The following is a 20,418-nucleotide window of genomic DNA, read 5'->3' as shown; positions in this document are numbered from 1 at the left end:
GGATAATGGCAATCAGACTTGCGTCAGACTGTTCAGTCCTGCTGCGGTTGCAAGGCAGCGCGCAGGCTCTCGATCGCGGCATCGCGTGCCGCTTCGTCGGCCAGCTGCGGCCCGTCGGCAACGCACTCGCCTTCCAGCCACAGGCTGAAGCCCAGGCCTTCAGTGCGTACGTCCAGCTCGCCGCCTTGCTGCAGTTGCTTGCTCACCGCACCTGCGGTCTTGCCGTCGGCGAAGTTGCGCGAGAGCAGCAGTTGCTCACCGTCGGCCGCCAGCAGACGGAAACGGAAACTGCCATCGTCTTCACGGAAGCTCACAAAGCGTGCGGCCTTGGCGGCCTTCTTCTTGACCTGGGCAGTACCCTGCTCAATGCTGCGGAACGAGCGCAGACCCACCGCTTCACGCAGTTGCTCGAGGAACGGAGTGGCCACCTTGCGGGCTTTCTGCGCACCGGCCAGCAAGATGTCTTCCAGGTCTGCCGGACGGCTGATCAGTTGGTGGTAGCGCTCGCGCGGCTCGCTCAACTGGCCATCGAGCAGCTGGAACAGACGCTGCTTGGCTTCGCCCCAACCCAGCCCCTGCAGCAGCTCGCTGCGGAACTCGTCGGCTTGTGCCGGGGTGGCGAAAGCCTGGAACAGGGTGAACAGGTGCGAATTGTCCGGGTCCTTGGCTTCGCCCGGAGCGCGGGAGTCGGTGACGATGCGCGAAATCGCATCCTTCATGTCCTTGGCACTGGTGAACAACGGAATGGTGTTGTCGTAGCTCTTGGACATCTTGCGACCGTCCAGGCCCGGCAGCGTCGCCACGCTTTCTTCGATCAGCGCTTCGGGCATGGCAAAGAATTCCTTGCCCTGGCCGAACAGGTGGTTGAAGCGCTGGCCGATATCACGGGCCATTTCCACGTGCTGGATCTGGTCGCGGCCGACCGGCACCTTGTTGGCGTTGAACATCAGAATGTCGGCGGCCATCAGGACCGGGTAGCTGTACAGGCCCATGCTGATGCCGGCATCCGGGTCTTCACCGTTTTCCAGGTTCTTGTCCACCGAGGCCTTGTAGGCATGCGCGCGGTTGAGCAGGCCCTTGGCCGCCACGCAGGTCAGCAGCCAGGTCAGCTCGGGGATTTCCGGGATATCGGACTGACGGTAGAAGGTCACGCGCTCAGGGTCCAGGCCACCGGCCAGCCAGGTCGCGGCGATTTCCAGACGCGAGCGCTGGATGCGCTGCGGGTCATCGCATTTGATCAGGGCGTGGTAGTCGGCGAGGAAGTAGAACGAGTCGACACCTGGCTCACGGCTGGCGAGGATCGCCGGGCGGATGGCACCGGCATAGTTGCCCAGGTGAGGCGTGCCCGTGGTGGTGATACCGGTAAGGATGCGCGTAGTCATGGGTAATCGCTTATCAGGCTTGTATCAATTCGAAAGGCGCGGCAGCACCAGTTCCTTGAGGTCGGTGAGCTTGCCATGGAAAAAGTGTCCGCATTCTGCCACTTTCAGCAGCTCATGGGGGCGTGTGAGTGCGTCGGACCAGTCGTAGACGAGCTGCGGATCGATCACTTCGTCGGTTTCCGGCTGGATCACGCTCAGCGCGCAGGCTTGTGGCAAGGTGTCGTGATCCTGCAAGCGCATGACCGCTGGTGCAACCATGAACAGGTGCTTGAGCTTGATGCCCTGTGCTTCCAGACGCCCGCCGAGGCTGGCCGCAACGAAGCCGCCGAATGAAAACCCCATCAGGGTCAGGGGCAGCTGTGGATGCTTTTCCAGCAACCAGGTCGCTGCCGCCTGGGCATCGTCCACTTCACCGCTGCCCATGTCATGGCTGCCAGCGCTGGCGCCGACGCCACGGTAGTTGAAACGCAGGGTAATGTAACCGGCATCGCGGGCGGTGCGCTGCAGCATCGACACCACCTTGTTGGTCATGGTCCCGCCCTGCACCGGGTTAGGGTGACACAGCAACACCACGCCACGGGCGTCGGCAACATCAAGGTACAAGGCTTCCAGTTGGCCGACCGGGCCATCGATGAATACGGGGGTTTCGCGGATAAGCAAGGATAAACTCCGTGACCTCGGAAAGGGTCGACTCGTCTAGCTGAATGATTCTGTCTGAGATATTTGCGATCGTTCGCGGTATACAGCGCAGGTCCGAGCCGTTAACGTAAAGCAAAGCCGTTTATAGAGGAAGGACTCGTGGAACTCTCGCTCTTAGTTTGGTTGTTGCCGACCCTGGCCCTCGTCGTGGGCGTTGTCGTTGGTTTCCTGGTCGCCCGCCTGCTGCCCAATGCCGCCCCGAGCAGCACTCAGCGCCAGCTGGATGATATCCAGGAACGTTTCGACAGCTACCAGAACGAGGTGGTTACTCACTTCAACAGTACGGCTGCGCTGGTCAAGAAACTGACCCAAAGTTATCAGGAAGTTCAGGACCACCTGGCCGATGGCGCCAACCGCCTGGCCCTGGACGAACTGACCCGCCAGCGCCTGCTGGCCTCTCTGCACTCGGAAGCCGTACAGGCCCCGCGTGATCGCCTGACACCACCAAAGGATACCGAAGTACCGCGTGACTACGCGCCGAAAGCGCCGAACGCACCGGGCATGCTCGATGAGCATTACGGGCTCAAGCGTAACTGACAAAAAGCCCCGCCGATTGGCGGGGCTTTTTATTGCGGCGTCTGTATGGCCTATCGCGGGGCAAGCCCGCTCCCACAGAGTGAACTGAGGTGATCCCTGTGGGAGCGGGCTTGCCCCGCGATAGCTATCTTCAGTTGTACCAGGGAGCCGCCCGCGAGCCGTGCCCATAGCGTTCCAGTGCCTGATCCAGCAGCTGCCGCTCGACACTGCCCTGGCGCACCAGACTGTGCAAACTGGCCAGCACGATACTGAAGCGATCAACTTCGAAAAACCGCCTTAGCTGCTGCCGTGTATCGCTGCGGCCAAAGCCATCAGTGCCCAAGGTCACGTAGGGCGCCTGCACATACTCGGCAATCAGCTGCGGCCAGGCACGCACATAATCGCTGGCAGCGATCACCGGCTCACTGCCTTGCAGGCAACGCTGCAGGTGACTGACACCCGCACCGTCCTGCCCCAGGCGACTGGCGCGATCCATATCCCGCGCCTCGCGCGCCAGCTCGCTGAAGCTGGTGACGCTGAACACCTCGCTCGCAATCTGCCAATCGCGGGCCAACAGTTCGCTGGCAGCAATGACCTCACGCAGGATCGCCCCGGAACCCAGCAGGCGCACGCGCCCCTGCGCCGCGGCTACGCGCTGTTCGACATAGCGGTACATGCCGCGCAAAACCTCTTCATGCACCTGCGCTGGCAGCGAAGGTTGTGGATAGTTTTCGTTCATCACCGCCACGTAATGGAACTCGTCGCGTTGTTCGCTGAGCATGCGCCGCGCCGCATATTCGAGAATCACCGCCAGCTCACCGGCAAAGCAGGGCTCCCAGGCCCGGCAGTTGGGCACCATCGAGGCCATCACCAGACTCGAACCGTCCTGGTGCTGCAAACCTTCTCCACCCAGGGTCGTGCGACCGGCAGTAGCCCCCAGCAACAGACCACGGGCACGCTGGTCGGCGGCAGCCCAGATCAGATCGCCGACGCGCTGGAAACCGAACATCGAGTAGTAGATGTACACCGGCAGCATCGGCTCGCCGTGCACCGCATAAGACGTTGCCGCCGCCACCCAGGAGGAAATCGCCCCGGCTTCGGTGATCCCCTCCTCCAGCAACTGACCGTCACGGGCTTCTTTGTAAGACAGCAACGATCCCGCATCCTCGGGCTCGTAGCACTGCCCCTGGGGTGAATAGATGCCGATCTGGCGGAACAGGCTGGCCATGCCGAAGGTACGCGCCTCATCGGCGACGATCGGCACCACGCGCGGCCCCAGTTCCGGGGCTTTGAGCCAGGCACTGAGCATGCGTACCGCCGCCATGGTGGTAGACATTTCCTTGCCGTCGGCCTGCAAGGCAAAACCACCCATGGCCTCCAGCGCAGGCACCGCTACCGGGCGCACGTCACTGCGCCGTGCGGGTAATGGTCCGCCGAGCGCGGCGCGGCGCTCGCGCAGGTAGCGCAGCTCGGCGCTGTCCTCCGCCGGGCGATAGAACTGCAACTGCTCGACCTGACTGTCGCTGAGCGGCAGGTGAAAGCGATCGCGGAAAGCCAGCAAGGCCTGGACATCGAGCTTCTTCGCTTGATGCGCAGTCATGCGTGACTCACCCGCGGCACTCATCCCGTAGCCTTTCTTGGTTTTCGCCAGGATCACGCTCGGCCGCCCCTTGCAGGCCCTGGCCGCGGCAAAGGCGGCGTACAACTTGCGAAAATCGTGGCCGCCACGCTTGAGCGCGTTGATCTCCTCGGAGCTCATGTGCTCGACCAGTTTCTGCAGGGCCGGTTGCTGGTTGAAGAAGTGCTCAAGGTTGTAGGTGCCGTCTTTGGCCCCCAGGTTCTGGAACTGACCATCCGGGGTAGCCGCCAGCTGACGCAGCAGAACGTGTTCGCTGTCCCGCGCAAACAGCGCGTCCCACTCCGAGCCCCAGAGCACCTTGATCACGTTCCAGCCGGCACCACGGAACAGCGCTTCCAGCTCCTGGATGATCTGGCCATTACCGCGTACCGGCCCGTCCAGGCGCTGCAGGTTGCAGTTAACTACAAAGGTGAGGTTATCCAGTTGCTCGCGCGCGGCCAGGGTCAGGCCGGCGATAGACTCCGGCTCGTCCATCTCGCCATCGCCGAACACACCCCAGACATGCCGGGCGCCGGTGTCGAGCAGCTGGCGATTGTGCAGGTAGCGCATGAAGCGCGCCTGGTAGATCGCATTGAGCGGACCGATGCCCATGGAACCGGTGGGAAACTGCCAGAAGTCGGGCATCAGCCAGGGGTGTGGATAGGAGCACAAACCATTGCCCGCGACCTCCTGACGGTAGCTGGCCAGTTGCTCTTCACTCAGCCGCCCTTCGAGAAATGCCCGGGCATAGATGCCAGGCGCTGAATGCGGCTGGAAAAACACCAGGTCGGCGCTGCGTTGCTCAGCGCCGGACTCGCCACGAAAGAAATGCTGGAAACCGACCTCGAAGATTTCCGCTGCCGAGGCATAACTGGCGATATGCCCGCCCAGGTCGCCATAGGCATGATTGGCCCGCACCACCATGGCCAGCGCGTTCCAGCGCAGGAGACTGGTAATCCGCTCTTCCAGCTCCAGATCCCCCGGATAGGCTCCCTGCTGCTCTACCGACAAGGTATTGCGGTAGGCCGAGAAGGCCTGGACGCCTTGCTCCAGGCCCAGCTCACGGGCATGTGCCTGCAGTTGCTCAAGGAGAAATCGCGCACGCTGCGGACCACAGTGCAGCAGGGTCGAATCCAGCGCGTCGAGCCACTCGGCGGTTTCACCCGGATCGCTGTCGGCTTGTGGATCATCACCCAGGCGGTGCGGCACACCTTCACCGGGCACAAGGCTCATCATTGCCACCATTGCATTGGCCTCATCCTTGATGGTTTCAGGCGCAGGCTTTCAGTGCCTGCTCGATATCGGCCAGCAGGTCGTCGATATCTTCAAGCCCGACCGACAACCGCACCAGCCCCTCCGAGATGCCGTACCGGGCACGCTCCTCAGGGGTATAGCTGGAATGGGTCATGCTTGCCGGGTGCTGGGCCAGGGATTCGGCATCGCCCAGACTGACGGCGCGACTGAACAGTTGCAGGGCATTCATGAAGCGACGTCCGGCACTGATCCCGCCCTTGAGTTCAAAGGCGATCATGCCGCCGGGCAAGCGCATCTGCCGCTGGGCCAGTTCGTACTGAGTAAAGCCAGGCAAGCCGGGATAGTTGATCAACTCCACGGCCGGATGCTGCTGCAGGTACTCGGCGATGGTCTGGGCATTGCTGCAATGGCGCTCCATGCGCAGGTTCAAGGTCTTCATACCGCGCATCAGCAAGGCGGCATCCTGGGGCGACATTACCGCGCCGGTCATGTCCTTGAGGCCTTCAAGCCTAACCCGGTTTACCAGTGCCTTGCGCCCGACCACCAGGCCGGCGGTGATATCGCCATGGCCGCTCAGGTACTTGGTCGCCGAATGCACCACCAGGTCCGCCCCCAGCTCCAGCGGTCGTTGCAGGTAGGGCGTGCAGTAGGTGTTATCGACCACCACGGTGATAGCGTGCTTGTGCGCAAGCGTTGCCACGGCAGCGATATCGGCCATCTGCATGTTCGGGTTGGCCGGTGTTTCGAAGTAGATCACCTTGGTTTGCCCGCTGATCGCCGCTTCAAGTGCCTGCAGGTCAGTCATGTCGACATGGCGCACCTTGACCCCGAACTCACCGATACCGTGGTGCAGAAAGGCAAAGGTGCAGCCGTACAAGGTTCGCCCTACCAGTACCTCATCACCGGGCCGCAGCAGGGTCCACAAGGTCGCAGTGATTGCACCCATTCCCGAGGCCAGGGCCAACCCGGCCTCACCGCCTTCAAGCGAGGCCATGCGCTCTTCCAGCAGGGCCAAGGTAGGGTTGGAAATGCGCGTATAGAAGTGTCCGCCCTCTTCCCCGGCAAAGCAGGCTGCGCCGTACTCAACCGTCGGAAATGCAAACGTGGCGGTCTGGTAGACCGGTGGAACCAGAGAACCCTGATGGGCCAATGGGTCGTAACCGTGGTGGATGGCACGGGTAGCGAAACCTGAATCCTTGGTAGAGCCGCTCATGACAACAGCCTCTTGTGGTTTGTTATAAGCTTATGCCACTGAGGTGCTGATTTTTTTCCAAATATGACCACTGCCTACTGTGGTTATTAACAAAAAAACAATGAATTCAGGCCACGGAGGGCAAATCATGCCTACCGCCATCGACCGTACCGACCGCGCCCTGCTGGCCTCCCTGCAGGACAACGCGCGACTGACCATTTCCGAGCTGGCCGACAACGTCGCTCTGACCACCTCGCCATGCTGGCGGCGGGTCAAACTGCTCGAAGAGAACGGCTACATCACCGGCTACCAGGCCATCCTTTCCCCCAAGGCCCTGGGCTTTGGCGTGACTGCTTTTGTCAGCATCATGATGGACTCGCACTCCAAGGAAATGGCCCGGGCTTTTGAGCAGCGGCTGATGGAGATTCCCGAGATCGTCGCCTGTCACAACATCTCCGGGCGTTATGACTTCCTGCTGGAGATACTGGCGCGGGATTTGGAGTCGTTTGGCGAGTTCGCGCGGGAGGTGCTGCAACGATTGCCGGGGGTGAAGGAGATTTACTCGAGTTTTTCGTTCAAGGCGGTGAAGGAGAAGCGGGTGATTCCGGTTTCGGAGAAGCATATTTGAGCGCATCGCGGGGCAAGCCCGCTCCCACCGGAGGTCCCGGTGGGAGCGGGCTTGCCCCGCGATGCTGTATTGCGGACAACAAAAAACCCCACCAAGGTGGGGTTTCTTGTTCATCCGCAATGCTTAGATCGCACCACGCTTACGCAGCAGCTCCAGCACCTGCTTGACGCCGTCTTCCAGGCTGACGTTCTGGGTATCGACCACCAGGTCGGCATCCAGCGGCACGTCGTACGGGAAGCTATCGCCCGGGATGTTGTCGCCAGCGGCAGCATATAGGCCTTGCGGGTCGCGCTCGCGGCAAGCCATTGGCGAGGCCTGGACGTAAACGGTGATCAGACGTTCCTTGCCGATCAACGCCTTGGCCTGTTCACGGCCTTCAGCGTCCGGAGCAACAAATGCAGCCAGGGTCAGCAGGCCGGCTTCGTTGAACTGACGCGCCACGTGCGCGGCACGACGCCAGTTCTCGGTACGTCCGGCGCGGTCTTGCGGCAGACCTTTGTTCAGGTCATGACGCAGGTTCTGGCCATCGAGCACATAAACCGCACGGCCCATGTCGAACAGCTTGCGCTCCACGGCATACGCCAGGGTGCTCTTGCCGGCACCCGAGAGGCCGCTGAACAGCACGGTGGCGGGTTGCTGGCCAAAACGCAGGGCGCGTTCTGCGGTGTCAACGTGAGCCAGCTTGCCGTGCTGACCGACAGTGCCGTGCGGCACCACCGGCGGCGCGATGATCATGCCCGCACCGACGGTACCGTTGGTCAGGCGGTCGATGACGATAAAGGCACCGGTAGTGCGGTTACTGTCATAGCCGTCGAGGGCAATCGGCGCGTCGAGGCTGACCTTGACCTTGCCGATTTCATTCAGCTGCAAAGCACTGGCAGCGCCCTGCTCGAGGGTGTTGACATCGACCTTGTGGGCAATGCTGGCAATCGAGCCCGGCACGTAGCTGGTGGCGCGCTTGATGTCGTATTTCTTGCCCGGCAGCATTGGCTCTTCGGCCATCCACACGAGCATGGCGTCGAACTGGTCGGTCACCGGTGGAACGTTGTCGGCATGTACCAGCAGGTCGCCACGGGAGATGTCGATCTCGTCTTCCATGGTCAGGGTCACGGCCTGGCCTGGGCCAGCGTTCTCCAGCTCACCTTCGAAAGTGACGATGGACTTGACCCGGCTGCTCTTGCCCGATGGCAGCACGACGATTTCATCGCCCTTGTGCACCACACCGCTGGCCAGGGTACCGGCAAAGCCACGGAAGTTCAGGTTCGGCCGGTTGACGTACTGCACCGGGAAGCGCAGGTCGGTGAAGTTGCGGTCGGCCGCCACTTCCACGGTTTCAAGGATTTCCATCAGCGCAGGGCCGGTGTACCACGGCGAACGTTCGCTGCGGTTGACCACGTTGTCGCCCTTGAGCGCCGACATCGGCACGAAGTGCAGGCTGCTCGGGCTCATGTTGATGGCTTCGGCAAACTGCAGGTAGTCGGCCTTGATGCTTTCGAACACGCCCTCATCGAAGCCTTTGAGGTCCATCTTGTTGACGGCGACGACGATGTGCTTGATGCCCAACAGGGACGCGATGTAGCTGTGGCGACGGGTTTGGGTCTGCACGCCGTAACGGGCATCGACGAGGATGATCGCCAGGTCGCAGGTGGACGCACCGGTGGCCATGTTGCGGGTGTACTGCTCGTGGCCCGGGGTGTCGGCGATGATGAACTTGCGCTTGGCGGTGGAGAAGTAGCGGTAGGCGACATCGATGGTGATGCCCTGCTCGCGCTCGGCCTGCAGACCGTCAACCAGCAACGCCAGGTCGATGTCGTCACCGGTGGTGCCGACTTTCTTCGAATCGCGGGTAATGGCTTCCAGATGGTCTTCGTAGATCATCTTCGAGTCGTGCAGCAGGCGCCCGATCAGGGTGCTCTTGCCGTCATCGACGTTACCGCAGGTCAAAAAGCGCAGCAGTTCTTTACGTTCGTGCTGGGCCAGGTAAGCGAGGATGTCCTCGCTGATCAATTCGGATTGGTGCGACATGGTCTGACCCTAACTTAGAAATAGCCTTGACGTTTCTTGTCTTCCATCGAGCCTGCACCATCGTGGTCGATGACGCGGCCCTGGCGCTCGGAAGTGCGCGTCAGGAGCATTTCCTGAATGATGTCGGTCAGGGTTTCGGCCTCAGACTCGACAGCGCCCGTCAGCGGGTAGCAGCCAAGGGTACGGAAACGTACTTTCTTTTTGACGATGCGGGCTTTCTCTTCATCCGAGAGGTGCTCGAGGATGCGCTCGTCATCGATCATGATCAGGGTGCCGTTCTTCTCGATCACATCGCGTTCGGCGGCGAAGTACAGCGGCACGATCGGGATGCCTTCAAGATAGATGTACTGCCAGATATCCAGCTCGGTCCAGTTCGACAGCGGGAACACGCGAATCGATTCGCCTTTGTTGACCTTGCCGTTATAGACGTTCCACAGCTCCGGACGCTGGTTCTTCGGGTCCCAGCGGTGCTTGCTGTCACGGAACGAGTAGACACGTTCCTTGGCCCGCGACTTCTCTTCGTCGCGGCGCGCGCCGCCGAAGGCGGCATCGAAGCCATGCTTGTCGAGTGCCTGTTTGAGGCCCTCGGTCTTCATGATGTCGGTGTGCTTGGCACTGCCGTGGGTGAACGGGTTGATGCCCTGGGCGATGCCGTCCGGGTTCACGTGAGTGATCAGCTCCAGGCCCATTTCCTCGACCATCTTGTCGCGGAAGCTGTACATCTCCTGGAATTTCCACTGGGTGTCGACATGCATCACCGGAAACGGCAATTTGCCCGGGAAGAAGGCTTTGCGCGCCAGATGCAGCATCACGGCCGAATCCTTGCCGATCGAGTACAGCATCACCGGGTTATCGAACTCGGCGGCCACCTCACGAATGATGTGGATGCTTTCCGCCTCCAACTGTTTCAAATGCGTCAGTTTGTCGACCATGGCTACTCACGGAAATACGATCTTATGGACGGCCAGCGGGCCGTGTTCGAGCGGGCCACTTTATCACAGCACTCGATTCTATTTAGGCGCCCGACTAGATCGAAACAGTATAAGAATATGCCCTGCCGTTTTAGTCTCAGATCGGGTTCGGACAGTCGATGAACAGGTGCTCCAGAGCAAAGCGCCGCGCCAGGTAATCACCCAGTGCCTGCACACCGTAACGCTCGGTGGCATGGTGGCCGGCGGCGATGAAACTGATGCCGTTCTCGCGGGCGCTGTGGAAGGTCTGCTCAGACGCCTCACCGCTGAGGAACAGGTCGACACCTGCGGCAATTGCCTGGTCGATGTAACCCTGGCCACCGCCGGTACACCAGCCGACCCGGCGAATGATCTGCTCACCCTCGATCACCAGGGGCTCGCGGCCCATGACCTCCTGCACCTTGCGGGCAAAGTCGCGCGCCGACATGGGCTCGGCCAGCGAACCGACCAGACCGACCACCCGCGGGTTGTCCGGGTCCAGCGGCCCCTCGACGGTAATGTCGAGCTGACGGGCCAGCTGCACGTTGTTGCCGACTTCAGGGTGCAGGTCCAGCGGCAGGTGATAGGCCAGCAAGCTCAGGTCATTCTTCAGCAAGGTTTTCAGCCGGCGCTGCTTCATCCCGGTGATGCACGGGTTCTCGCCTTTCCAGAAATAACCGTGGTGCACCAGCACCAGGTCGGCTTCGGCCTCGACCGCCGCGTCCAGCAACGCCTGGCTGGCGGTGACGCCGCTGACGATGCGGGTCACCTGCGGACGCCCTTCAACCTGCAGGCCGTTGGGGCAGTAATCCTGGATTTTTGCGCTGCCAAGGTAGCGTTCGGCTTCCTCGACCAGGGTACTCAGGGCAACAGCCATGAAAAGACTCCTCAATTCAGCAGTTCAGCGCGGCGCAAGGCCCCGTATAATGACCGCCATTATGGGCCGTCGCCGGGTTTGGGGAAACCGACGGCGGTTGCCTGGGGGCCTGCACGCTGTATCCACGGCTCGGCTGCGATTTAACAGTTCCTGCACCGCTTCGGTGGCAGTATGATCGCGCGCGCTCGCTCCCACGCAGTTAAGCGGCCCTCTGCCCACTCCCAGGATTCGTTCAATGTTCAAGGCTTTGCGTTACTTTGCCTGGCCGCTGCTGGTCGGCGTGCTGATCGCCCTGCTGATCATCCAGCGCTTTCCACAATGGGTCGGTCTGCCCAGCCAGGACGTCAACCTGCAGCAGGCCCCGCAAACCACGCGGATCATGCAGGGGCCGGTGTCCTACGCCGACGCCGTGAGCATTGCCGCACCGGCGGTGGCCAACCTGTACACCACAAAAGTGGTCAACAAGACCGCGCACCCGCTGTTCGAAGACCCGCAGTTCCGCCGTTTCTTCGGCGACAACCTGCCCAAGCAGCGGCGCTGGGAGTCGAGCCTGGGCTCGGCGGTGATCATGAGCCCGGAAGGCTACCTGCTGACCAACAACCACGTGACCTCCGGCGCCGACCAGATCGTGGTGGCACTCAAGGACGGCCGCGAAACCCTGGCGCGGGTCATCGGCAGCGACCCGGAAACCGATCTGGCGGTCCTCAAGATCGACCTGAAGAACCTGCCGTCGATCACCATCGGCCGCTCCGACAGCATTCACATCGGCGACGTCGCCCTGGCCATCGGCAACCCCTTCGGTGTCGGCCAGACCGTCACCATGGGTATCATCAGTGCCACCGGCCGTAACCAGCTGGGCCTGAACAACTACGAAGACTTCATCCAGACTGACGCGGCAATCAACCCGGGCAACTCCGGTGGCGCCCTGGTCGACGCCAACGGCAACCTGACCGGCATCAACACGGCGATCTTCTCCAAATCCGGTGGATCCCAGGGCATCGGCTTCGCTATCCCGACCAAGCTGGCGCTGGAGGTGATGAAGGCGATCATCGAGCACGGTCAGGTGATTCGTGGCTGGCTGGGTATCGAAGTGCAGCCGCTGAGCCAGGAGCTGGCGGAGTCGTTCGGCATGCAGGGCCGTCCGGGGATCGTGGTGGCAGGCATCTTCCGCGACGGTCCGGCGCAAAAGGCCGGCCTGCAACTGGGTGATGTGATTCTCAGCATCAATGGCGAGCCAGCGGGTGACGGTCGTCGCTCGATGAACCAGGTGGCGCGGATCAAGCCCAACGACAAGGTGGCGATCCAGGTGATGCGTAACGGCAAGGAATTGAAGCTGACTGCTGAAATCGGCTTGCGTCCACCGCCGGCACCGGCAGCCAAAGAAGAAAACTGATGGGCTAACAGCATCGCGGGGCAAGCCCGCTCCCACAGGTTTTGTGGTTTACCTGTGGGAGCGGGCTTGCCCCGCGATGGGGTCAGTGCAGGATCTGACTCAGGAACAGCTTGGTCCGCTCATTCTGCGGCCGGTCGAAGAAGTCGTCCGGTGCCGCCTGCTCGACAATCTCCCCCTTGTCCATGAAGATTACCCGGTTCGCCACCGTGCGGGCAAAGCCCATCTCGTGGGTCACGCAGAGCATGGTCATGCCGTCTTCCGCCAGGCTGACCATGGTGTCGAGCACTTCCTTGACCATCTCCGGATCGAGCGCCGAGGTCGGTTCATCGAACAGCATGATCTTTGGCTTCATGCACAGCGCACGGGCAATCGCCACCCGCTGCTGCTGACCACCGGACAATTGCCCCGGATACTTGTTGGCCTGCTCCGGAATCCGCACCCGCTCCAGGTAGTGCATGGCAATTTCCTCGGCCTTGCGCTTGGGCAGCTTGCGCACCCACATCGGTGCCAGGGTGCAGTTCTGCAGGATGGTCAGGTGCGGAAACAGGTTGAAATGCTGGAACACCATGCCGACTTCACGGCGGATCGCTTCGATCTGCTTGAGGTCGTTGGTCAGTTCCACGCCATCGACCACGATGCGGCCCTGCTGGTGCTCTTCCAGACGGTTGAGGCAGCGGATGGTGGTGGACTTGCCCGAGCCCGACGGCCCGCACAGGACGATACGCTCGCCCTGGCGCACATTCAGGTTGATGTCCTTGAGCACGTGGAACTGGCCGTACCACTTGTTCACGCCCTGCATCTGAATAATGCCTTCAGGGCTCACAGGCTGTTTGATCGCTTCACTCATGGGAACACTCCTAACGCTTGTGGCCTGTATCCAGCTTGCGCTCCAGATGCATGGAGTAGCGGGACATACCGAAACAGAAAATCCAGAAAACCAGGGCGGCAAACACGTAACCCTCGGTCGCCATGCCCAGCCAGGTCGGGTCGGCAGCGGCCTGCTTGACGCTGTTGAGCAGGTCGAACAGGCCGATGATGATCACCAGGCTGGTGTCCTTGAACAGGGCAATGAAGGTGTTGACGATGCCGGGAATCACCAGCTTCAGGGCTTGCGGCAGGATTACCAGACCCATTGCGCGCCAGTAACCCAGGCCCATCGCCGCAGCGGCTTCGTACTGGCCTTTGGGGATGGCCTGCAGGCCACCACGCACCACTTCGGCGATATACGCCGACTGGAACAGGATGACCCCGATCATCGCCCGCAGCAGCTTGTCGAAGCTCATGCCCTCAGGCAGGAACAGCGGCAGCATCACCGACGACATGAACAGCACGGTGATCAACGGCACGCCGCGCCAGAACTCGATGAAGGTCACGCAGACCACTTTCACCGCCGGCATGTTCGAACGCCGCCCCAGCGCCAGCAGGATGCCCAGCGGCAACGCGCCGACGATGCCGACAGTGGCGATTACCAAGGTCAGCATCAGCCCGCCCCATTGGTTGGTCGGTACTGTGCTAAGGCCCAGGTAGCCGCCGTGCAACAAGGTGAAGGCAATAAGCGGATACAGCACCAAAAAGCTCAGACCGTAGATCGCCTTGCGCGGGAAGCGCGCGATAAACAGCGGCGCCGCGCCGATCACCGCCAGCCACACGGTCAGGTCGACGCGCCAGCGCAGTTCGGTCGGGTAGTAGCCGTACATGAACTGGCCGAAACGCTGCTGGATGAACACCCAGCAGGCGCCGTCCTTGGTGCAGTCGGCGCGCGTGGTGCCAACCCAGTTGGCATCGAAGATCGACCACTGCAGCAGCGGCGGCACGATCAGCCACACCAGGTACAGGGCAAACAGCGTAAGCAAGGTGTTGAGCCAGCTGGAGAACAGGTTGGCGCGCATCCAGGCCAGCACGCCGACGGTTTTCACCGGCGGCGGCATATCAGGTTTGAAAACATGGGTAGTCATGCGCGTATCCTCACCGCTCGATCAGCGCAATGCGCTTGTTGTACCAGTTCATCAGCAGGGAAATGCTGATGCTGATGGCCAGATAGACGCTCATGGTGATGGCGATCACCTCGATGGCCTGGCCGGTCTGGTTGAGCACGGTGCCGGCGAACAACGAGACCATTTCCGGATAGCCGATACCGGCCGCCAGCGAAGAGTTCTTCGCCAGGTTCAGGTACTGGCTGGTCAGCGGTGGAATGATCACCCGCAACGCCTGGGGAATGATCACCTTGCGCAGGGTCGGGCCTTCGCGCAGCCCCAGGGAGCGGGCTGCTTCGGTCTGGCCGTAGCTGACCGAGCGAATACCCGAACGCACGATTTCGGCGATGAATGCAGCGGTGTAGATGGTCAGCGCCAGGGTCAGGGCCAGCAATTCGGGGATCAGCACCCAGCCGCCAACGAAGTTGAAACCCTTGAGCTGCGGCATTTCCCAGTGCAGCGGGCTACCCGCCAGCAACACGCTGAGCGCCGGAATACCGAAGAACAGGAACAGACCGACCCAGAACTTGTGAAACGGCTCGCCGGTGGCTTCGAAGCGCCGGTTGGCCAGGCGCACCATCACCACGATGGCAACAATGGCCAGCACCAAGCTGACGACGAATGGCCAGAATCCTTCGGCCACAGAAGCACCGGGCATGTTCAGGCCCCGGTTGCTGATAAAGAAGGCGTCGTTGATGTTGATACTGCCCCGCGGTCCCGGCAGGGTCAGAAACACCGCGAAGTACCAGAACAGGATCTGCAACAGCGGTGGGATGTTACGGAAAGTCTCGACATACACGGTGGCCAGCTTGTTGATCATCCAGTTCGGTGACAACCGCGCCACACCGATGATGAAGCCCAACAGGGTCGCCAGAATGATGCCGATAAAGGTCACCAGCAGCGTATTGAGCAAGCCGATGACGAAAACCCGGGCATAACTGTCCTGTTCGGTGTAGGGAATCAGGTGCTGGGCGATGCCGAAACCGGCACTGCGCTCGAGAAAGTCAAAGCCCGAAGTGATCCCGCGATGTTGCAGGTTGGTCTGGGTGTTGTGAAACAGGTACCAGCCCAGAGCCAGCACCGCGACCACGGTGATGATCTGGAACAGCCACGCACGCACACGTGGATCGTTAAGGGATAGCCCCTTAGGTGCGCCGATTTGATTTTGCATGTAATGCCCCGCAAGGAAGGGATGCGAACAGCCTGCGGCGGCATGGGCCGCCGCAGGCCGCAACCGTCAGCGCACTGGTGGCGCGTACTGGATGCCGCCGTTGTTCCACAGGGCGTTCAGGCCGCGGTCGATTTGCAGTGGGGTTTCCTTGCCCAGGTTCTTCTCGAACACTTCACCGTAGTTGCCGACCTGTTTGACGATCTGCACCACCCAGTCCTTCGGCAGTTTCAGGTCCTTGCCGTATTCGCCGTCGGCGCCGAGCATACGGGCCACGTCAGGGTTCTTGGTGGCTTTGGCTTCAGCTTCGACGTTCTTCGAGTTGATGCCCATTTCTTCGGCATTGAGCATGGCGAACAGGGTCCACTTGACGATGCTGAACCACTCTTCATCGCCTTTACGTACCACTGGGCCCAGCGGTTCCTTGGAAATGGTTTCCGGCAGGACTACGTAATCGGCCGGGGCGGCCAGCTTGGAGCGCTGTGCGTAGAGCTGCGACTTGTCCGAGGTCAGCACGTCGCAACGGCCGGATTCCAGCGATTTGGCGCTTTCGTCGGAGGTGTCGAAGGTGATCGGGGTGTACTTCAGGCCATTGGCGCGGAAGTAGTCGGAGACGTTGAGTTCGGTGGTGGTACCGGCCTGGATGCAGATGGTTGCACCGTCCAGTTCCTTGGCGCTGGAAACGCCGAGCTTCTTGTTGACCAGGAAACCGATGCCGTCGTAATAGGTAACACCGGCGAACACCAGGCCCATGCCGGCGTCACGCGAGCTGGTCCAGGTGGTGTTACGCGACAGCACGTCGACTTCGCCGGACTGCAGCGCGGTGAAGCGCTCCTTGGCGTTGAGCTGGCTGAACTTGACCTTCTTGGCATCGCCGAACACCGCTGCGGCCACTGCGCGGCAGACGTCTGCGTCGATACCAACGATGTTGCCCTTGGCATCCGGAACCGAAAAGCCCGGCAAGCCGTCACTGACACCACACTGAACGAAGCCCTTCTTCTGCACGGCGTCCAGGGTCGCACCTGCCTGTGCGATACCGCTGATACCGAGCACGGTAGCAGCGGTAACCACTGCCAGGGTGGATTTCAACATCTTCATTCAAACCTCCAGTTTTGCTCTTATTGTGTTGAGCCGGGATTGCACCGCACCCTTATGAGGCGCATCCGACCCGTGTTGGCTTGTTTTTGGGTCAATTGGCGCAATGCGCTGTTCTGTGACAGCCTTGGGGACCGCTAACGGGTGTTACCGTCCAAAACGTGTAACCTCGCATCAGGAGTTTCATAGCAAAGCGCGTACCACACTGAACGGCTAAAGCGTTTCAGTTAACGTCAATAGGAAAACTTGCAACGTTGCGACAGGTTTTTCCCGGATTTACCCGACGCGCCTTCATTTCATGCACGCAAACAAGAGCGCGCGCACACTTTCGGAGCAGTCATGAGCCACCCGTTGATTCTCGAACCACAAAAAACCGCAGACGCCTGTGTGATCTGGTTGCACGGCCTGGGGGCTGATCGTTACGACTTCATGCCGGTGGCCGAAGCCTTGCAGGAAGTTCTGCTGACCACCCGCTTCGTCATGCCCCAGGCGCCCACCCGTCCGGTGACCATCAACGGTGGTTATGAAATGCCCAGCTGGTACGACATCAAGGCTATGACGCCGGCGCGGGCGATCGATGAAGATCAACTGAAGGCTTCGGCCGAGCAGGTGATCGAGCTGATCAAGGCCGAACAGGCCAAAGGCATCGACCTGGCCCGTATCGTTCTCGCCGGTTTCTCCCAGGGCGGCGCGGTGGTGCTGCACACTGCTTATATAAAGTGGCAAGAAGCCTTGGGCGGTGTGATCGCCCTGTCGACCTATGCGCCGACCTTTGCCCAGGAGCGTGAACTGAGCGCTTGCCAGCAACGTACCCCGGCCCTGTGCCTGCACGGTGTCTACGACCCGGTGGTGTTACCGGCCATGGGCCGCAGCGCTTATGAGCACCTCAAGCATTGGGGCATCAACGTTGAGTGGAAGGAATACCCCATGGAGCACGAAGTGCTGAACGAGGAAATCCGCGATATCGCTGTCTGGCTTACCGAACGCCTGCGTTAAAAGAAGACTTCCCTGTAGTTGTCAGTGCAATCCACTACGCCGCGCCCGATTCTTGCATTACACTGGCCGGCGTACATTCCTTAACCAATTGATGAGATGACCGTGCTCAAAGCACTCAAGAAGATGTTCGGCAAGAGCGAGGTTGAGCAACTCGCCACCGAAAGCGCTGCCCCCGTGATGCAGCCGCCCGCAGCACCCATGGCCCCTGCCCCGGCCGCCCCGCTCAAGACCGAAGCCGAGGCTGCCCAACCGGCACGCGCCGAAAAGCCGGCCGAGCCCAAACCGCGCCGTGAGCGCAAGCCAAAACCTGCAGCCTCCACCTGGAAGCTGGAAGATTTCGTGGTCGAGCCGCAAGAAGGCAAGACCCGGTTCCATGACTTCAAGCTCTCGCCCGAGCTGATGCATGCGATCCATGACCTGGGCTTTCCTTACTGCACGCCGATCCAGGCACAAGTGCTGGGTCATACCCTGCGCGGCAAAGATGCCATTGGCCGCGCCCAGACCGGCACCGGCAAGACTGCCGCCTTCCTGATCTCGATCATTTCCCAGTTGCAGCAGACCCCGCCGCCAAAAGAGCGCTACATGGGCGAGCCACGGGCACTGATCATCGCCCCGACCCGTGAACTGGTGGTGCAGATCGCCAAGGACGCCGCGGCGCTGACCAAGTACACCGGCCTGAACGTGATGACCTTCGTTGGCGGCATGGACTTCGACAAGCAGCTCAAGGCCCTCGAAGCGCGCCACTGCGACATTCTCGTGGCTACCCCCGGCCGTCTGCTGGACTTCAACCAACGCGGTGAAGCCCACCTGGACATGGTCGAAGTGCTGGTACTGGACGAAGCCGACCGCATGCTCGACATGGGCTTCATCCCGCAGGTACGGCAGATCATCCGCCAGACCCCGCCGAAGAGCGAACGCCAGACCCTGCTGTTCTCCGCGACCTTCACCGAAGACGTGATGAACCTGGCCAAGCAGTGGACCACCGACCCGTCCATCGTCGAGATCGAGCCGGAGAACGTTGCCAGCGAAACCGTCGAACAGCACGTTTATGCCGTTGCCGGCAGCGACAAGTACAAGCTGCTGTACAACCTGGTGACCGAGAACAAATGGGAACGGGTGATGGTCTTCGCCAACCGCAAGGATGAAGTGCGGCGCATCGAAGAACGCCTGGTACGCGATGGCGTCAACGCCGCGCAGCTGTCGGGTGACGTGCCTCAGCACAAGCGCATCAAGACCCTGGAAAACTTCCGCGAAGGCCGCATTACCGTGCTGGTGGCGACCGACGTCGCCGGTCGTGGCATCCACATCGACGGCATCAGCCATGTGATCAACTTCACCTTGCCGGAAGATCCGGACGATTACGTCCACCGTATCGGTCGTACCGGTCGTGCTGGCACCAGCGGTGTGTCGATCAGCTTCGCCGGTGAGGATGACTCCTACCAGTTGCCGGCCATCGAAGAGCTGCTGGGTCGCAAGATCAGCTGCGAGATGCCGCCGACCGAACTGCTCAAGCCAGTGCCGCGCAAGCATCACTGATCAAGTTGTAATTCATCGCGGGGCAAGCCCGCTCCCACAGGGTGTGTTCAACCGGTGGGAGCGGGCTTGCCCCGCGATGCTTTTGAGCATTTTCAGACCAACGATATTGCCCAAATAAACAAAGAGTCCATAATAGACAAAATAGTTTATATGGAGACTCGTATGTCCACGCCTCTCGTCATCGATCAACAGCTCGCCCGCCAACTGCTGACCCAGGTGGATGTCCCGCAGATCCTGCGCAGCCTGTTCCGGGACCTGGCGGCCGGGCAAGCCGTGCAGCCGCCGCAACAGCTGGTGGAGTTCCCGGCTGGCCAGGGTGACTTCATCAACTACGGCGGGGTACTGGCGCAGGAACGAGTCTACGGTGTGAAAACCTCGCCTTACATCGTCCGCGAACAAGGCCCGCTGGTCACCGCCTGGACCTTGCTTATGTCCATGGACAGCGGCCAGCCGCTACTGCTGTGCGATGCTGGCGAACTGACCACCGCGCGTACCGCCGCCACCACCGCTGTCGCGGTCGATGCCCTGGCCGCCGCCAGTGCCCGGCGCCTGACAGTGATCGGCAGCGGCCCGATCGCCCGCACCCACCTGCACTATGTTCGCGGCCTGCGCGAGTGGCAGGACATTCGCCTGTTCTCGCCCAGCCTGGCCGGGCAAAGCGCCGAACAGCGCCAGGCGCTGCTTGACCTCGACCCACGCCTGACACTCAGCGACAGCCTCGACCAGGCGCTGGAGGATGCCGATGTGATCATGCTGTGCACCTCCTCGGCCAGCCCGGTTATCGACCCGGCCACCTTGAGCAAACCGGCGCTGATCACCTCGATCAGCACCAATGCCGTGCGCGCCCATGAAGTACCGCCCGCCAGCCTCGGCGCCATGGATGTGTATTGCGACTACCGGGTAACCACCCCGGGCAGCGCTGGCGAAATGCGTATCGCGGCGGAGCAACATGGTTGGCAACCGGAAGCCATCGTCGGTGATCTGGCGCAGTTGTTGAGCAACCAGGCCCCTGCCCCGACTTACCAGCGCCACGCTTTCTTCCGCTCCATCGGTCTGGGCCTGGAAGACATCGCCCTGGCCAACGCCCTGTACCGCCTGCAGCGCGCCGACTGAGGA

The 20,418-nt window shown here is 61.4% G+C and carries 17 protein-coding genes; 6 read left to right on the top strand and 11 right to left on the bottom strand.

All coding sequences use genetic code 11. The features are described from left to right. Positions 1 to 32: 32 nt before the first annotated feature. Both PSAKL28_RS04630 and PSAKL28_RS04625 read right to left on the bottom strand, forming a co-directional pair. Positions 33 to 1,382 carry a tryptophan--tRNA ligase gene (locus PSAKL28_RS04630; protein ID WP_038607173.1) on the bottom strand — a complete coding sequence of 450 codons (1,350 nt, stop codon included), beginning with the start codon at positions 1,380 to 1,382 and terminating at the stop codon, positions 33 to 35. Between the two features lie 24 nt (positions 1,383 to 1,406). Next, positions 1,407 to 2,042: an alpha/beta hydrolase gene (locus PSAKL28_RS04625; RefSeq protein WP_038607170.1), complete on the bottom strand. Its 636-nt coding sequence runs from the start codon at positions 2,040 to 2,042 to the stop codon at positions 1,407 to 1,409. Between the two features lie 138 nt (positions 2,043 to 2,180). Here PSAKL28_RS04625 and PSAKL28_RS04620 point away from each other — a divergent pair, with 138 nt between their 5' ends. After that, the gene (locus PSAKL28_RS04620; protein WP_038607167.1) at positions 2,181 to 2,618 is read left to right on the top strand and encodes a Z-ring associated ZapG family protein; all 438 of its coding nucleotides are present in this window, start codon (positions 2,181 to 2,183) and stop codon (positions 2,616 to 2,618) included. 130 nt (positions 2,619 to 2,748) lie between these two features. Here PSAKL28_RS04620 and mdeB read toward each other — a convergent pair whose 3' ends face one another. Together mdeB and PSAKL28_RS04610 are read right to left on the bottom strand one after the other, a co-directional pair. Beyond that, positions 2,749 to 5,448, bottom strand: a complete 2,700-nt coding sequence (gene mdeB / locus PSAKL28_RS04615; RefSeq protein WP_051939594.1) for an alpha-ketoglutarate dehydrogenase — start codon at positions 5,446 to 5,448, stop codon at positions 2,749 to 2,751. A 37-nt stretch (positions 5,449 to 5,485) separates the two neighbouring features. After that, on the bottom strand, positions 5,486 to 6,682 hold the full coding sequence (locus tag PSAKL28_RS04610; protein WP_038607165.1) for a methionine gamma-lyase: 1,197 nt from the start codon (positions 6,680 to 6,682) through the stop codon (positions 5,486 to 5,488). 127 nt (positions 6,683 to 6,809) lie between these two features. Between PSAKL28_RS04610 and PSAKL28_RS04605 the strand changes: the two genes are divergently transcribed. Beyond that, complete coding sequence (locus tag PSAKL28_RS04605; protein ID WP_038607162.1) at positions 6,810 to 7,289, top strand: Lrp/AsnC family transcriptional regulator; 480 nt, start codon at positions 6,810 to 6,812, stop codon at positions 7,287 to 7,289. 123 nt (positions 7,290 to 7,412) lie between these two features. Here the strand turns inward: PSAKL28_RS04605 and cysN are convergent, their stop codons facing one another. The 3 genes from cysN to PSAKL28_RS04590 form a co-directional block, all read right to left on the bottom strand. Next, complete coding sequence (gene cysN, locus PSAKL28_RS04600) at positions 7,413 to 9,314, bottom strand: sulfate adenylyltransferase subunit CysN (RefSeq protein WP_038607159.1); 1,902 nt, start codon at positions 9,312 to 9,314, stop codon at positions 7,413 to 7,415. A gap of 14 nt (positions 9,315 to 9,328) precedes the next feature. After that, the gene (cysD, locus tag PSAKL28_RS04595; protein WP_038607156.1) at positions 9,329 to 10,246 is read right to left on the bottom strand and encodes a sulfate adenylyltransferase subunit CysD; all 918 of its coding nucleotides are present in this window, start codon (positions 10,244 to 10,246) and stop codon (positions 9,329 to 9,331) included. A 136-nt stretch (positions 10,247 to 10,382) separates the two neighbouring features. Next, positions 10,383 to 11,141: a Nif3-like dinuclear metal center hexameric protein gene (locus PSAKL28_RS04590; RefSeq protein ID WP_038607153.1), complete on the bottom strand. Its 759-nt coding sequence runs from the start codon at positions 11,139 to 11,141 to the stop codon at positions 10,383 to 10,385. A gap of 235 nt (positions 11,142 to 11,376) precedes the next feature. On the opposite strand from PSAKL28_RS04590, the gene algW reads away from it, so the two are divergent. Next, on the top strand, positions 11,377 to 12,534 hold the full coding sequence (algW, locus tag PSAKL28_RS04585; RefSeq protein ID WP_038607151.1) for a Do family serine endopeptidase AlgW: 1,158 nt from the start codon (positions 11,377 to 11,379) through the stop codon (positions 12,532 to 12,534). An 82-nt stretch (positions 12,535 to 12,616) separates the two neighbouring features. On the opposite strand, the gene PSAKL28_RS04580 is transcribed toward algW, so the two are convergent. The 4 genes from PSAKL28_RS04580 to PSAKL28_RS04565 all read right to left on the bottom strand — a co-directional run bounded on the left by PSAKL28_RS04580 (position 12,617) and on the right by PSAKL28_RS04565 (position 16,773). Further along, positions 12,617 to 13,381 carry an amino acid ABC transporter ATP-binding protein gene (locus PSAKL28_RS04580; RefSeq protein WP_038607148.1) on the bottom strand — a complete coding sequence of 255 codons (765 nt, stop codon included), beginning with the start codon at positions 13,379 to 13,381 and terminating at the stop codon, positions 12,617 to 12,619. 10 nt (positions 13,382 to 13,391) lie between these two features. Next, a complete protein-coding gene (locus PSAKL28_RS04575; RefSeq protein ID WP_038607145.1) occupies positions 13,392 to 14,489 on the bottom strand; it encodes an amino acid ABC transporter permease in 1,098 nt (365 codons plus the stop codon). Positions 14,490 to 14,499: 10 nt separating this feature from the next. Beyond that, positions 14,500 to 15,678, bottom strand: coding sequence for an amino acid ABC transporter permease (locus PSAKL28_RS04570; RefSeq protein ID WP_038607142.1), 1,179 nt, complete (start codon positions 15,676 to 15,678; stop codon positions 14,500 to 14,502). A gap of 66 nt (positions 15,679 to 15,744) precedes the next feature. After that, a complete protein-coding gene (locus PSAKL28_RS04565; RefSeq protein ID WP_038607138.1) occupies positions 15,745 to 16,773 on the bottom strand; it encodes an amino acid ABC transporter substrate-binding protein in 1,029 nt (342 codons plus the stop codon). Between the two features lie 336 nt (positions 16,774 to 17,109). Here PSAKL28_RS04565 and PSAKL28_RS04560 point away from each other — a divergent pair, with 336 nt between their 5' ends. The 3 genes from PSAKL28_RS04560 to PSAKL28_RS04550 all read left to right on the top strand — a co-directional run bounded on the left by PSAKL28_RS04560 (position 17,110) and on the right by PSAKL28_RS04550 (position 20,415). Then, positions 17,110 to 17,766, top strand: a complete 657-nt coding sequence (locus PSAKL28_RS04560) for an alpha/beta hydrolase (RefSeq protein WP_038607135.1) — start codon at positions 17,110 to 17,112, stop codon at positions 17,764 to 17,766. Between the two features lie 102 nt (positions 17,767 to 17,868). Beyond that, complete coding sequence (gene rhlB, locus PSAKL28_RS04555) at positions 17,869 to 19,302, top strand: ATP-dependent RNA helicase RhlB (RefSeq protein ID WP_038616260.1); 1,434 nt, start codon at positions 17,869 to 17,871, stop codon at positions 19,300 to 19,302. Between the two features lie 162 nt (positions 19,303 to 19,464). Next, positions 19,465 to 20,415 carry an ornithine cyclodeaminase family protein gene (locus PSAKL28_RS04550; RefSeq protein WP_038607132.1) on the top strand — a complete coding sequence of 317 codons (951 nt, stop codon included), beginning with the start codon at positions 19,465 to 19,467 and terminating at the stop codon, positions 20,413 to 20,415. Positions 20,416 to 20,418 lie beyond the last annotated feature (3 nt).

This window comes from Pseudomonas alkylphenolica (assembly GCF_000746525.1).
GTDB lineage: Bacteria > Pseudomonadota > Gammaproteobacteria > Pseudomonadales > Pseudomonadaceae > Aquipseudomonas > Aquipseudomonas alkylphenolica.
This window is presented reverse-complemented; position numbering and strand designations above follow the sequence as displayed.